We start from the raw sequence: 14,549 nt of genomic DNA, 5'->3' as shown, positions 1-14,549 counted from the left end.
TGTGGAGGCTGTGCAATGAGCTCGACGGCGGTGCGGCGTGGTGCCGCAGTTTTTGTGTTTATGGTTTCGGCCGTGACCTACATTGCTACGCTGCAACCTTCGGTCCCTTTCTGGGACTGTGGGGAGTTTGCTGCAGCTATCGCCCTCCAACAAGTTCCCCACCCCCCAGGTGCACCGCTGTTCCTGATGCTTGGCAAGCTCTTCCATCTCTTGCCGTTCGGGGACCCTGGATGGCGGATCAACCTCATGTCTGCCCTCGCTAGTGCCATGGCTTCGGTCTTCCTGTACCTGTTGCTCGTGCTGGTGCTGGAGCGGGTGTGGAAGACCTCGGTGGCATCCCTTACCGATGCGATGCAGGTCTACGGGGCTGCAACGGTCGGAGCTTTGGCGTTGACCTTCAGTGATACGGTGTGGTTCAACGCTGTCGAGTCTGAGGTCTACGCCCTCTCACTGCTGTTCGTGGCGATAGTCCTCTACCTGGGCTTCCTCTGGTATGTCCGGGCTGATGAACCGGGCAGCGAACGCTTCCTGTTGCTGGCAGCCTACCTGGTAGGGCTCTCGATTGGCGTCCACCTACTCAGCATCCTAGCGGTTCCTGGGATTCTGTACTTAGTGGTCTTCCGCAAGTACGGGACGGATCCAGCAGAGGCCCGTCTGCGGAATCCACGCTACTTGCTGCTATGGCTCGGCATACCGCTTGGGGGATTCGCTATCGTGTACTGGGGGATCGCTCAATGGTTGCCGGCCCTTTTGGCTGGCGACCTACCCTTCCGTACAGAAGCACGGGAGCATCTCGTGGAGGACAGTCCAATCGTTACACTGTTGACGTTGGCCTTCCTTGGAGTTCTGGGGTGGCAACTGTACCAAGCGTATCGCCGCCAGAAAGCGTTGACGGTGCTCGTTTTGAGCTCGCTGCTGGCCGTAGTGCTGGGCTTCACGACGTACGCACATGTCCTGATTCGCTCGAACTCTCATCCCCCGATGAACGAGAACGAGCCAACGACGCTGGCGCAGCTCATCAGCTACTTGGGGCGGGAACAGTACGGAGAGACGCCATGGTGGCCACGGCGGTACCGGTACAATGACCCCTACTACTCGCAGCATTACTCCAAGTATGGCCCCTGGTATCCCCCCCAGATTGAGCGAGTTCAACGGCGGGATGGCTCTGTAGTCCCTGTTCCACGATGGCGGCGTATCAACCTGGGAGGGGAGCTGCGCTACCTCTGGGAGTATCAGGTCCAGCACATGTACATCCGCTACTTCCTGTGGAACTACGTGGGGCGGATGAGCGATGTCCAGGATGCCCCGGCCGCTGGTCCGCTAGCAACGAAGAAGGATGCGCTGCCCTACAACTACGACTCTGGATACGCCGGTGTCTTCCCTGTACGCTTCTTCGCTCTCCCGTTCCTTCTCGGGTTGCTCGGGCTCTTCTACCACTTCAATCGTGACCGTCGGACGGGCTGGGTGATGTTGGTGTCGTTCCTCCTGATGGGGGTGCTGGCGGCAATTGCCCAGAACCAGCAACTTCCACAGCCGCGAGAGCGGGATTACTTCTATGTGGGCTCCTTCCTGGTCTTCTGCTTCTGGATTGGGCTGGGAGCCTACAGGGTAACGGAGCTCTTACGTCAGCGCCTCTTGAAGCGGCTTCCTGCTGTGGCCGCTGCAGGTGGCACTGTGGCTGCATTACTGGCAGCTCCGGTCAACATGGCGGTCGGAGGTTGGGAACTCCACGACCGCTCGGGCAACTACCTGCCGTTTGATCACTCGTACAACATCCTGCAGAGCTGTGAGCGGGACGCAATCCTCTTCACGAACGGGGACAACGACACCTTCCCGCTATGGTACCTGCAGGATGTAGCTGGAGTCCGGCGCGACATTCGGGTGGTCAACCTCTCGCTCGGCAATACGCTCTGGTACATTCGCCAATTGAAGCATAGAGAGCCGCACGGGGCCAAGAGGATCCCCTTGAGTTTCCCCGACGAGGCTTTAGAATCGGAGGATTCGCCGCGGGCACTCCAGCCGGAGGTAGGGGAGGCTCGTAATATTGCTATTCCCGTACGCCGCGAGATTCTAGAGCGCTTCACTCAAGACTCAGCCCTCCTTCGCGATGGCCACATGCGTTTCACGTTTATCGGTATGCAGTGGCGGCAGGAGCGGGGGCGAATGTTGTACCTCTTCCGTGTGCAGGACAAGCTCATTTTGGACATCCTCCAGCAGACCCGCTTCGAGCGCCCCGTCTACTTCTCCATCACGGTAGGCTCGGATGCCTATGCGGGTTTAGACCGATATCTCCGCTTGGAGGGTATGGTCTACCGTGTCTGCCCTGTACCGCAAGGGGCTGGACAAGTAGGAGAGGCAATTGAGCCGCGTGTCATGGAGGCATGCCTCTTCAATGTTGACAATAGCGACAACTACCATACAGAGCCACGCTACGGCTTCAAGTTTCGCAACCTGAATAACCCGAGTGTCTTCTACGACGAGGTCCATCGGCGGCTGATCACGAACTACCGCATGCTCTACGTGCGGTATGCTGCCCATGTCTTGGAGCGTCAGGACTCAGCTCGGGCGATAGCGGCTCTGGATACGATGAACCATTACATCTCCGTTGAGCAATTCCCGCCTTCATACTGGCTAGCGTACAACATCGCTCAGCTCTATCAGCGTGCAGGCGCTCGCGAGAAGGCACGCTACTTCGCCTCTCTCGCTGCAAAGGCTGCGGAGCTCGTGGCCACAACACCTGCCATCCAGGAGCGGGAGTCAGCCGTGCAGTACTACAATCCTCGCTGGATGGCCGCGGAAGCCTACCAACTGATGGGTAACTACGAGCAGGCACGGCTCCATCTTCAGCAGCTTCTACTGGAGTATCCGAACGACGCGACGGTGCAGGCACGGCTCAACGAGGTCACGCTGGCTGCACTGGAGGCTCACGGTAGGTACCAGGAGGCTCTCGACACAGCTCAGGCTATTCTTGCTCGCTACGAGGGCTCTACAGATGAGACCCTGCGCTCGTTGGTTCCGCAGGTGCGAGCTCACATAGACCGACTCAGGCAGAAGCTTGGCGATACGGCGGTGGGGGATACTACCCCACGGTTCTAAGCCGTAGGACTCCATGGTGCCGTACCTATCGCTGATTATCCCAGCGTACAATGAAGCTGAACGCATCAGCAGCTCGCTGGAGCAGGTTCTTGCCTACCTTCGCCAGCAGCCCTACACCTGGGAAGTCCTGGTGGTAGACGACGGTTCTCGAGACGAGACCTCCGCAGTCGTTGCTCGGTATGCACCAGCAGTGACGTTGATACAGCTGCCTGCAAACCGAGGGAAAGGGGAGGCTGTACGAGTCGGTATGCTCCAAGCGCGTGGGCGGTACCGCGTGTTTACTGACGCCGACCTCTCTACGCCGATAGAGGAATTGGAGCCGATGCTTGCTCGCTTAGCCGCGGGAGCGGATGTCTGCATTGGTAGCCGAGAACTTGACCCGCGTCGGCTTCTCCGTGCGCAGCCGGCATATCGGCGCTGGATGGGACGGCTCTTCCGCCGATTCGTTCAATGGGTCGTCTTCAGCGATCTTCCAGCCCTGCGTCAGATTGAGGACACACAATGCGGCTTCAAGGGTTTTCGGGCTGAGGTAGCAGAAGCACTGTTCCGACGGACCCGATTGAGGGGCTTTGCGTTTGATGTTGAGGTTCTCTACTTAGCGGCTCGCTCCGGTTACCGTATCGTTCAAATCCCAGTCCGGTGGCGGAACGATCCACGATCACGCGTCCATCTTCTGCGTGACCCGCTGCGAATGCTCATAGAAGTGTGGCGTATTCGTCGTTTACACTGTGATTGCGCTCGTTCGTGCGGCTGAGGGGATGGACGTGAGCTCGGACGGTGTAGCTTTCCCCCACTGGCGTTGGAATCTCCGAATCCTCTGGGTAGCTCAGCTAATCGCGATGGTGGGCATGAACGCCTTCTTGCCCTTCCTGCCACTATACGTGTTGTTGTTCGTGCTGCTTTTGGGCTGGGAGTGACAGTGTTCCTAATGGGTTTAGCGGAGTCAGTCGAGACCCTGTTTGCCTTACGGCTGCTGCAGGGGATCCTCAGCGGCTTCGTTGCCGCAACCACGGGGTTCGTAGCTACTGAGACTCCTCCGCAACGGGTTGGATATGCTTTGGGGGTACTTCAGAGTGCCGCGGCTGGCGGGAGCGTCATCGGACCTCTGGTGGGCGGGATCATCTCTGACGCTGTAGGGATGCGATGGACCTTCTTCGCTGTTAGTATTCTCTGTGTTACCAGCGGGGGATTGGTCTGGGGCTTTCTGCGGGAACATCGCCGACCAACAGCACAGGGAGATTTCTCGTTGGTGGTGCCGCTGCGCCATGTCATGAAAACACCTGCGATGGTGAGTCTCATAGCAGGAATTGTGGCCGTACAAGCAGCGATGATGCTGCCAGCCCCGGTTTTCCCGCTATACCTTGAGCACCTCGGAGCCCCGCGATGGTTGCTGTCAACGTTCACGGGTCTTTCGGTTGGGATTGCCGGGGCTCTGATGGCAGCGGCTTCTCCGCTGTGGGCACGCTGCGCTGAGCAGTATGGCTATCGGAGGATTCTCCTCCTCTGCACTGCGTTGGCTGCTGTCGTGTATGCGGCGCAGGCAATGGCACCACACTACGAGCTCGTCATCTTTCTGCGGGCGCTCACTGGCGTGACTGTGGCAGGGATTGTGCCTCTACTGTATACTCTGCTAGGCCATTCGGCGCCGGTATCCCTACGAAGCAGCATCATCGGGATCGGTAGCAGTTGCGACCCTGGTGGGCAATCTCCTCGGTCCTCTACTTGGCAGCATGCTTGCAGCATCGGTGGGAATAGAGTGGGTGTTTGCCGCTTCGGCAGCTCTCATGGGGGTAGTCTCATTGGTGAACTCTCAAGGGCGCTGGGGACTGCGTCTGCTACTACGTTCGCTGACAGGGCATGGGTGAGTCCTCAGGAAGCCAGAGAGTTTCTGGCCGGCGTGGGTAGTTGTCCCGGTAAGAGCGGAACGCCTGCTCTTGGCAGCTGGGAGAGAGATGTCGCCATGAGCGGAGGGTATGGGAGTCCACATCTACCTTGCGGCGCTGGAGGAGGAGCCGGAGTAAGCTGAGCCGATCTTCCCAAGGGATTGTAGCAGGAGGAGGTGCAATGGACTCCTCCAATGCCGACTGTAAAGGGGCTTCTGATACGGGGAGCTGTGCCCAGGCGGCGAAATGCCGGACGAGTGTGTATGTACAACGGACTCGCGCCTGCCATGTGTAGCCAGCAATGTGGGGAGTCGCCAGTAGAGCGTTCTCTGCCAAGCGCCAATTGCACTGAGGCTCTTGCTCCCATACGTCAATCGCAGTCGAGAGTTGCCTCTCCGCTATCGCGATTTCCAAAGCTAATTCAGCGACGACCCCGCCTCGCGATGTCTGGACAAGGAGCGCGCCGCTTGGAATTTCGGCGAGAAGCTCTGAATCCAGTAAGTGCCACGTAGCGTCCGGACCATCCCGGGTTAGGGGGACATGCAAAGTGATGGCAGAGCAGTTCCTGCAAAGCTCCTGGAGGGTAGGGACACAGCGCACCCACTCTGGGAACTCAAACCCTTGGCGAGCTAGAGGTGGGTCGTACACCCATATGTCCATACCAAGCTGGCGGGCATAACGAGCAACTCTGCGTCCGATATGTCCAAAGCCGATAATCCCTAGGCGCTCTTCCGAGAGTTGCTTTGGCAGTAATGCCTCCCAAAGGAGCAGTGCAACGACGACATACTCTGCAACGGCGTTAGCATTACAGCCGGGTGCATGGGCAACCGTGATGCCAAGCTCTTGAAGCTCCTCCACAGCGATGTGGTCTATACCGGAGCTGGGAGTGCCGACAAAACGAACGGGGGTCCCTTCTATGAGGGAAGCGTCAACCCGGGTGTGGGCCCGTACGAAGAGGGCGTCGCAGCGAAGTTGACGGAGCACTTCCCGACTGAGCTTCGGTCCCTCAATTGGGCGAAGGTCTACGTGGGAGCCTAGGACCTCTGCTAGCAGGGGGATTTTAGGGTCGAAGCAGCACACGAGGCGTCTCATCGACACCAGTACTGGCGGTCCAGAGTGCGGTACTGGATGGCTTCGGCCAAGTGGTGAGGCAGAATAGCCTCGCTGCCTTCCAAGTCGGCAATTGTGCGAGCAACTTTGAGGATTCGGTCATAGGCGCGGGCTGAGAGCCCCAAGCGGCTCATTGCCGTTCGGAGTAGTTCTTGCCCGCGGGCATCGAGGCGGCAGAAGCGCCGGATTTCCTGTGTCCCCATGTCGGCATTCTTGTAAATCCCCGGAAGACCTTGGAAACGCTCAGCCTGGCGCTGCCGCGCTCGGATGACACGCTCTCGGATGGTGGCAGAAGGTTCTCCAGAGCGCTCGATGCTAAGTTCGTGGTATTTGACGGCTGGCACTTCTACGTGGATGTCAATCCGGTCGAGGAGTGGCGCAGAAATCTTTGCCAAGTAGCGCTGAATCTGGTGGGGTGTACAAGTGCATGTCTGGTTGGGGTTGCCGAAGTTGCCACAGGGACAAGGGTTCATGGCGCAGACGAGCATGACGTTGCAAGGGTATTCAACTGTCATCTTCGTTCGGGAGATTGTGATGCGCCGCTCCTCTAAGGGCTGCCGGAGGACCTCTAAGACGTTACGAGGGAACTCCGGCAGCTCGTCCAGGAAGAGGACTCCATGATGGGCCAACGAGATCTCTCCGGGCCGTATGGTCCCAACCCCGCCTCCGACGAGGGCAGTGTCAGAAATGGTGTGGTGAGGAGCGCGGAACGGCCGAGTCGTGACGAGCGCTTGGCCAGGCGCCAGCAGGCCCGCCACGGAGTGGATTTTAGTTGTCTCCAATGCCTCTTCCAGCGTCATCGGAGGGAGGATACCGGGCAGCCGCTTCGCCAGCATTGTCTTTCCCGAGCCCGGTGGCCCCAACATGAGCACATTATGACCCCCTGCGGCTGCAATCTCCAATGCCCGCTTTGCATTCTCTTGGCCCCGGACATCGGAGAAGTCGAGGAGGATGGTATGCTGCTCCTGCTCGAAGAGCTCTTGCACGTTGACTCGAAAGGGCTGGATAGCTACTTCACCGCAGAGGTACCGTACGGCCTGCTGGAGCGTCTTCACAGGGAGTACTTCTATGCCTTCCACCAGGGCGGCCTCAGCGGCGTTGGCAACTGGAAGCAGAAGCCGAGGGATCCTTTCGCGGAGCGCGTGAAGCGCGATTGGTAAGGCTCCGCGAATGGACCGGACTTCGCCATCTAGCGCCAATTCGCCCAAAACCATGAGTCCATCCAGGCGCTCGTGTGGAATGAGCCCTGTTGCTGTGAGGATGCCGATGGCTATTGGGAGATCAAATGCACTACCCTCTTTTCGGATGTCCGCTGGTGCCAGGTTGATCGTGATTCGCTTGTTTGGAAAGCTGAAACCGGAGCTCTTCAGCGCCGCCCAGACACGTTCGCGCGCCTCTTTGACGGCAGAGTCCGGCAGCCCTACGATGCTGACACCTGGAAAGGCATTTTCCAAGTGGACTTCAATCTCAATCCGGAGCGCCTCGATCCCAAAGATGGCTGCAGACCAGACCTGTGCGTACGCCATGGGTGGTGAGCAGCAAACTGTGTCACAGTAGTGAGCAATTTAGAGCTTTCATTACAGCCGCACCGCTACGGCTGCAGTTCCGCTGCTCGGATAATCCGTTCCCACAGTAGTTTGCCTTTGCTGTTGTAGACCCGAATTTGGAGCCGACGGTTGCTACTCTCTCCAGCGAACTCCAAGACGGCAAAGTTCCGTTCTGTAACGAGCGTCCCAGGGACACGAAGAGGGTTAGGCTCCTGGGCAGCACGCTGGAAGGGAGAGGCCGTGAGAGGTGATACCGTCAGCTCGTAGAGGGGATAGAGGCCTGGTCGTTCTAGACGCGAGAGTTCCGTGAAGTGCCGGTCACCACTGAGGAAGATCACACCAGGGATGCGCTCCTGGTACAGGAAGTTCAGCAGCTTTTCTCGCTCCTCTGGAGCACAGTTGGCGTAGGTCTCGAAGACGGGCGTGGGATTGAGCACTTGTCCACCAATGGCGACCACTTTAAAGGTTGCCCGGCTGCTGACCAGTGCTTCCCGCAGCCAGCGGAACTGCTCTTCCCCCAAGATAGTGCGAGGTTCGGAGCGGAGACGATTGGGAGTGCGCCAGAAGCGATTGTCTAGCAGGAAGAAGTCCACATCTCCCCAGCTGAAGCTGGTGGTGATTCCGCCTGTGCCGGTGCCATCAATCCCGTGTGCATACGCAGGGTTGCACCAGAAGTTCGCGAAGGTTTGACGGGCAATGTGCTTGTGCATGAAGCTGCGGTCGCTGTCGTTTGGTCCGTAGTCGTGGTCGTCCCAGATGGCATAATGGTGGACCGTTGCTAAGAGTCGCTGCAGTTGGGGGAGGGCTCGGTCATGAGTGTACCGAGCCACCATTCCGTAGTGGGAGTCCCAGTCTGCCTCGCGGAAGTAGACGTTATCGCCGAGCCAGAGCATCAGCTCTGGTTGCAAGTTTGCGATGCTCTCAAAGATTTCGTAGTCTCCACCGTAGGGTGGACCCGGTCGATCAAACAGGGTGTCGTTAATGAAGGCACAACTGCCAGCAGCGACGCGAAAGGTTGGCGGATCGCTGCGCCACTGCCAGAGAGGGGGCGTGCGAAACGTGAGCCGGTATGGAAATGTGACACGCTCGCCGTTGAGGTAGAGTTCGTACTCGTAAACCCGTCCCGGCAAGAGGCCGCTGACTTGGATGCGGGCTATATGGCTGCCGAACCACCAGGTAGTCGGAGCAGGATGGGTCCGGTGACGCACCTGTGGAGTTGCTGTATCCCAGTAGGCGATCTCAACGGAGGCTTCTTGTCGAGTTTGGACCCAGATGCAGACCTCCCGCATGGTAGAGCTGCCTAGCATGGGGCCAGCGTGGAGTATGGGATGCTGAGCCCGTAGGATGGGAACTGCGCTACAGGCGATGAAGACGAGAAGCAGTGCAGTGCTACGCATGGCCTTTTGGGAGGAGTCGGATGGTACTCCACTGCTCTGGGCTACAGTAACGGGCGGCTAGGAGGTTGACATGCTCGTGGGAGAGGGATTCTAGGGACTGGAAGACATGGGGGAATGGTTCGTGACCATCGTCTAGCAGAATGGCCCGCGCCAGGGCAGCGAGCGAGTCGGCGGGGTTGTCGAGGAGCATCGCAAGCCTGGCTCGGAGAAAATTGCGCCCGCGGGAGAATTCACTCGGCCGGATACCTTCCTGGACGAGGTGCTGGAGTTCGGAGGAGATAAGCTGCTCGATTCGAGCGAGTCCCGAAGGGCTACCGCTAGCGGTAATGCTCCACATCCCGCAGTCAGAGAACCACTCTAGCTCGGAAGTGATGTGGTAGGCTAACCCGTAACGCTCGCGGATGCGCTGGTAGAGTCTCGAGCTCCATCCTTCAGCCAAGAGGAAGTTCAGAAGTGCCAGAGCAGCTCGCTCCTGTGACGAAAGCTTCGGAAGCAAACGGGCAGCCGTGATATAGCCCTGATGGAATGGGCAGTAAAGGGTTAGTTCGCCGCCAGACTGCAGCCTCGGTGGGGTGCGCCGGGGAAGAGGGACCCGGATTGATGGAATCGAGGCGAGTGCTGAGGAGATGGCTGTGAAGACCTCCTCAGGCGAGATATTCCCAGTAACGCCGACGAGAATTCGTTCCCCGACGTAGAAGCGGGAATGGAAATCGGCGACGACTTCTGGCGATATTCGCTCCAAGGTCTCGCGTGTGCCCGTAATCGGTAAGCTGAGGGGATGGTCGCCGAAGAGTAAGCGTTCGGCATGCTCGTAGAGCGTCTCCTCAGGGTCGTCGGCGTAGCTGAGAAGCTCTTCGCTGATAATCCGGCGTTCTCGCTCTAGGAGCCGCGGACTATACCGAGGATGAAGGAGCTGCTCGACTAACAGCTCCAGAACGCGATGGAAAGAGGTACGGAGCGTCTGCACATAGTAGCATGTTAGCTCCTTGGTCGTGTATGCGTTGATCTCTGCACCGAGCTTCTCAAAGGCAATCGCTAACTGATAGGCAGAGTAGCGCTGTGAAGAGCCAGCTACCAGGTGCTCTAAGAGGTGGGCGACACCGTTGTACGAGGGGTTTTCATCCCGACTGCCGGCGAGAACCCAGATGCCGAGCACTACGGAGTACGCAGACGGAATCTGCTCACTCAGCACTGTAATGCCATTTGGCAGACACCAAAGAGCGTAGGCTCGTTCAACCGGTAACCGAGGTGGCAGTGCACTACGCCGTCGAATCCCCATGAGGGACTGTCGATGGCAATTCCAGTTCCACCATTTCTATCCGCCGCTTGGACGTTTTGAGGATACGGCACGTGTATTCGCCGAGCTGGCACTTCGTCTGCTCAGCTGGGATACCTCCGATGTGCATTGTGATGAGGCCGCCGACGGTCCCATACTCCTCGGACTGGGGCAGCGGAACAGGCAGTAACTCGTTGACGTCTGCGACTGTGGCTGTTGCGCGGACTAGGAAACGATTGGCAGCAAGGGGTTGGACGGGTGGTGATTCTTCGTCGTACTCGTCCTGGATCTCTCCTACAAGCTCTTCCAGTACGTCCTCCAGTGTAACGAGTCCTGCCGTACCTCCGAACTCATCCACGACAATTGCCATGTGAATGTGGCGTTGCTGCATGGTGCGGAGGATGCGCTCAATCGGCTCTTCTTCTGGGACGAAGTATGCAGGCCGGATGATGTCATCGAGGATGATGAGGTTCCGGTGCCAGAGAAGGCGTAGGACGTCGCGTGCATAGACGATCCCAACAATCGTGTCCAAGGTCCCTTCGTAGACGGGCATCCGGGAGTATCCCTCCTCCAGGAAGAGCTCTACGATTTGCTCACTGCTCATGGAGCGCTCGATGGCTACGATCTCTGTCCGCGGCACCATGATCTGGCGTGCTGTCACCTGTGGGAAGCGGAGAACGTTCTCCAGGAGTTCGCGCTGCTGGGGCTCTAATTCTAGCTGCTCGCGGACAACGTACTGGAGTTCCTCAGCGCTGTGGAGTTCTACGTCTCTGGTAGGGCGCAGTCCAAGAGCGTGCAGGAGGAGCCACGAGAGGCCGTTGAGGAAGCTGATGAGCGGGCGGAACAGGAAGAAGAAGCCCTGCAGGACTGGGGCAAGGGCAAGACTTACGGTACGAGGGTATTGAATAGCGATGGACTTCGGAGCTAATTCTCCCAGGACAATGTGAAGTGTCGTAATCAGTAGGAAAGCGCTTGGGAGAGCGATGCCACGGGCTGCATCAGGACTCAAGGGGAGGCCGAGGAAGGAGAACAAAGACATCAGCATCCGTGCAACCACGGGTTCCCCAATCCATCCAAGGCCCAAGCTGGCGAAGGTGATGCCAAGTTGCGTTGCCGATAGGTAAGCATCTAAGTTCCGGCGCATATGGAGAGCTAAGCGCGTTAAGGAGCGCCACCGCTGCAGCTCTAGCTGGAGCTGTGCTTCCCTTACCTTGACGAGAGCGAACTCAGCCGCGACGAAGAAGGCATTGAGGAGCACTAAAGCAGCTGTCAGTAGGATCCCCCCGAGCATTCCCTTCAGCGGGTTGCCAATGGTGGAGATGGGACATTCCACAGTACTAAGCTTTGCAATGGGAGTGGATGCTCGAGGTGGTGCTCTAGGTAGGCAACGAAGCTGCGCAGTAGGTTGGCAGCCCGCTCAGCAGGTAGCGAGATGCTGGAGGCTACCTCCAGAGGTAGCTCCCGCAGACTCTGGAGGGTCTGCACATCTTCGAGAGTGAGCATAGTGCCTGTGAAGGTAGTATGCTGCGGCGAACTGTAAGGAACGAAACGCCCATCCTCGAGGCTCAGAGAGTACTGAGTGGTGGGTTCCCGCAAGGTGGCTACTTGCAGCGAAGGAGCAAAGCCCAACAAGTGGAGGAGCCGTAGCATGAAGGCAACAGCAACGCTGAAAGGTGGTGTTGGACTGCGGTCAACGCTCCGTAAGGCCTGCAGGAGCAAGCTGAAAAGCACGGGGTTAGGCTCCTCCGGGCGTTGCGTAAGGTACACACTTTCAGCGATAGAGAGTGCCACCGCCGTGTGGTCCAACGAAGACCGTAGCCGAGGGAAGTGCTCTACTACGTCGGCGGAGCGCACATAGTATAGCTCACGACGTGGGGTACGGTAGAAGACCAGCCAAATGTGGTTGGGTACTTCAAAAGCTGCTCTGTGCGGTGACCCGACACTTCGGGCTCCCTTCGCTAGCACGGAGCACTTTCCAAACTGCTGAGTGTAAACGGTTGCCACGAGGCTTGTGTCCCCATGGCGTTGCGTACGGAGGGCAATTGCCGCACTCTCTGCTACCATAGTCGGAGGAGCAAGGGCTTTCGCCCTGTCTGCTGTGGTGGTATAGACGTAGACGGAGGGCAGAACTCGTCATGGACTATGCTGCTCAAAAAAACAGGGGGCGGCGTTGGCCGCCCCCTGCAGTAGTAGTTGTCTTGAAGACCTACTAGCGGACGACAATGAAAGGTTGCTGCAGCACCATGTCCCGGGTTTCTAACCGGAGCATGTAGACACCCGGAGCAAGTCCAAACTCTTCTGGGCGGAGCCATAGAGCATGCTCACTCTCAAAGTTCCCCTCTGCTACGATTGTCACTCTCCGGCCATATGCATCGTAGAGGGCAAGGCGCATGGGGTTCATTCCTGGGGCAATAAAGCGCACTAGCGCAGTCCCTACTACGGGGGACGGGGTAACAGGATAGAGCCGGTATCCGCTAGCTTCAGTGCCCGAGGAAACCGAGACAGCCTCTACCACTACTTCTGCTTCATTTGACGAAGCCTCGCCACAATCATTCTGAACCCTACAGCGATACCGACCTTCGTCAGCCTTCTGTGCACGATCAATTACATAGGTGTTGCTGGTGGCTCCTGGGATATCTTGCCCGTTCTTCTGCCATTGGTAGCGCAAGGGGAGCTTGCCTGCGGCTTCTACACGTAGGACGATGCGCTGTCCCTGGGATGCCCGCACACTCTGAGGCTGGAGCGTGATCTGCGGTGGTAGGTAGGCTGTGACTACGACGCGACGTGACTGAGTCTGTCCACACTGGTTGCTGACGACTACCCAGTACTCTCCTTCCGTAGTTCGGTCAACAGTGAAGGTGTAGGACTGTCCTGTCCCCACGGGTACACCGTTGCGGTACCACTGGTAGTTGAGCGGAGAAGCACCTGTAGCCTCTACGTTCAACGTTACCTGTCGTCCTACGCATTCTGCGATCGAGCTCGGTTGGCGAGTGATCTGTGGAAGCTCCCGGACTTCCACTCGTACTCGGTCGGTCGTTATAGAGCCACAGGGATTAGTAATCACACACCACCAGGTTCCGTTGTGTTGCTGGGGTGAAGCGATGGCGCTGTACGTCGAGCTATTGGCTCCGGGTACAGGCTGACCCTCTCTGTACCACTGAAAGCTCAGGCCACTGCCGCTGACCGTTACGCTCAGAGTGAGCAGACGCCCTTCGCAGCCACTCCAGTTCTGCGCCTGAGAAATGATGGTAGCGGGCTCGTAGACGCGCAAGGTTGTCGCTGAGCGTTCCCGTGCAGTAACGACGACCTGGTTGTTACCGGTGACGTAGTACGATTCTACCTCCACCTCGTAGAGGCTCTGGTCGTCCACAAACTGTGGATTGCGGATTGTAAGGCAAGATTGATCCTCGCCCGGAATCTGTGTTCCGTCCTTGTACCATCGGTAGCGCAGTTGGTCACCGGCAACCAATGGGATTGCATAGACGCAAATCGTCGTGTCCTGCCCGACACATACTTCCACAGTCTCGGGCAGAGGGGTTGTGATGATCTTGTTCGCGATTCCAGTGCTGACGGCTATCAGACCACACAGCACCACTTGCCTGGGAAGCACCAACCGCATAGGTCAACCCTCCACGTTGAGGATACAAAAACCGTCGTCGCCACAAAAATACAGAGCCGGCAGGGGAAGAGCTTTCCCCTGCCGGCTACTCCTTACCGTACCACTACCACTACCCGCTGCCCGACAACCCTCCCCTGTCGCTCCACCTGTACCACATACACCCCACTACCCCCAACCTCCACCGTCACCTTCCCCTCCCCAACAACCCGCCACCGACCAACCTCCCGCCCCGACGCATCCCGCACCACCAACACCCCCTCCCCACTCACCCCATACCGCACCTCCATCGCCTTCCCTACCACCGGCTGCGGATTCACCTCTATCTCCACCCCCTCGTCAGCCTCCGCAACCCCAACCACAACCTGTACCCGCACCTGACTACTGCGCACCGAATCACATCCATTGCGCACCACACACCAGTACACCCCAGCGTCCCCTTGCTCCGCTGCTGCCTTCTCATACCGAGCCCCCCTCGCCCCCGCGATCGCCTGCCCGTCCTTGTACCACTGATACTCCAACCCATCCCCACTGGCCTGGATCTGCAACACCAGTGGCTGCCCTATTGCCACCTGCACCGTCGCCGGAACATCCTGCACAATCCGCGGCAGGCTCACTACCTCA

The 14,549-nt window shown here is 58.4% G+C and carries 11 protein-coding genes and 1 pseudogene; 4 read left to right on the top strand and 8 right to left on the bottom strand.

The window, feature by feature from the left end; all coding sequences use genetic code 11:
- Positions 1–15 precede the first annotated feature (15 nt).
- From NZ960_05750 to NZ960_05735, 4 genes and pseudogenes are all read left to right on the top strand, one after another.
- Positions 16–3,096 (top strand): DUF2723 domain-containing protein, encoded by a 3,081-nt coding sequence (locus NZ960_05750; protein ID MCS7177104.1) that lies wholly within the window; start codon positions 16–18, stop codon positions 3,094–3,096.
- Positions 3,097–3,109: 13 nt separating this feature from the next.
- The gene (locus tag NZ960_05745) at positions 3,110–3,850 is read left to right on the top strand and encodes a glycosyltransferase family 2 protein (GenBank protein ID MCS7177103.1); all 741 of its coding nucleotides are present in this window, start codon (positions 3,110–3,112) and stop codon (positions 3,848–3,850) included.
- Between the two features lie 4 nt (positions 3,851–3,854).
- The gene (locus tag NZ960_05740) at positions 3,855–4,013 is read left to right on the top strand and encodes a hypothetical protein (protein MCS7177102.1); all 159 of its coding nucleotides are present in this window, start codon (positions 3,855–3,857) and stop codon (positions 4,011–4,013) included.
- Between the two features lie 11 nt (positions 4,014–4,024).
- Positions 4,025–4,786: pseudogene (locus NZ960_05735) on the top strand (MFS transporter).
- Positions 4,787–4,934: 148 nt separating this feature from the next.
- Here the strand turns inward: NZ960_05735 and NZ960_05730 are convergent.
- The 8 genes from NZ960_05730 to NZ960_05695 form a co-directional block, all read right to left on the bottom strand.
- Entirely contained in the window at positions 4,935–6,071 is a 1,137-nt protein-coding gene (locus NZ960_05730) for a 4-phosphoerythronate dehydrogenase (protein ID MCS7177101.1), read from the bottom strand.
- The gene (locus NZ960_05725; protein ID MCS7177100.1) at positions 6,068–7,615 is read right to left on the bottom strand and encodes a YifB family Mg chelatase-like AAA ATPase; all 1,548 of its coding nucleotides are present in this window, start codon (positions 7,613–7,615) and stop codon (positions 6,068–6,070) included. Before NZ960_05725 ends, NZ960_05730 begins: the two co-directional genes overlap by 4 nt.
- Before the next feature lie 65 nt (positions 7,616–7,680).
- Entirely contained in the window at positions 7,681–9,033 is a 1,353-nt protein-coding gene (locus NZ960_05720; protein MCS7177099.1) for an alkaline phosphatase family protein, read from the bottom strand.
- Complete coding sequence (locus NZ960_05715) at positions 9,026–10,312, bottom strand: insulinase family protein (GenBank protein MCS7177098.1); 1,287 nt, start codon at positions 10,310–10,312, stop codon at positions 9,026–9,028. The genes NZ960_05720 and NZ960_05715 overlap by 8 nt, the downstream gene beginning before the upstream one ends.
- Complete coding sequence (locus tag NZ960_05710; GenBank protein MCS7177097.1) at positions 10,293–11,642, bottom strand: hemolysin family protein; 1,350 nt, start codon at positions 11,640–11,642, stop codon at positions 10,293–10,295. The genes NZ960_05715 and NZ960_05710 overlap by 20 nt, the downstream gene beginning before the upstream one ends.
- A complete protein-coding gene (gene recO, locus NZ960_05705) occupies positions 11,606–12,373 on the bottom strand; it encodes a DNA repair protein RecO (protein MCS7177096.1) in 768 nt (255 codons plus the stop codon). Before recO ends, NZ960_05710 begins: the two co-directional genes overlap by 37 nt.
- A gap of 145 nt (positions 12,374–12,518) precedes the next feature.
- Entirely contained in the window at positions 12,519–13,928 is a 1,410-nt protein-coding gene (locus NZ960_05700) for an immunoglobulin domain-containing protein (GenBank protein MCS7177095.1), read from the bottom strand.
- A gap of 92 nt (positions 13,929–14,020) precedes the next feature.
- Positions 14,021–14,549: immunoglobulin domain-containing protein (locus tag NZ960_05695; GenBank protein ID MCS7177094.1), on the bottom strand; the 529-nt coding region annotated here is incomplete at its 5' end.

This window comes from Candidatus Kapaibacterium sp. (assembly GCA_025059875.1).
In the GTDB taxonomy this organism is placed as follows: domain Bacteria; phylum Bacteroidota; class Ignavibacteria; order Kapaibacteriales; family HRBIN21; genus HRBIN21.
Note: the sequence above shows the minus strand (reverse complement) of the source record. Positions and strands in the feature narration are given on the sequence as shown.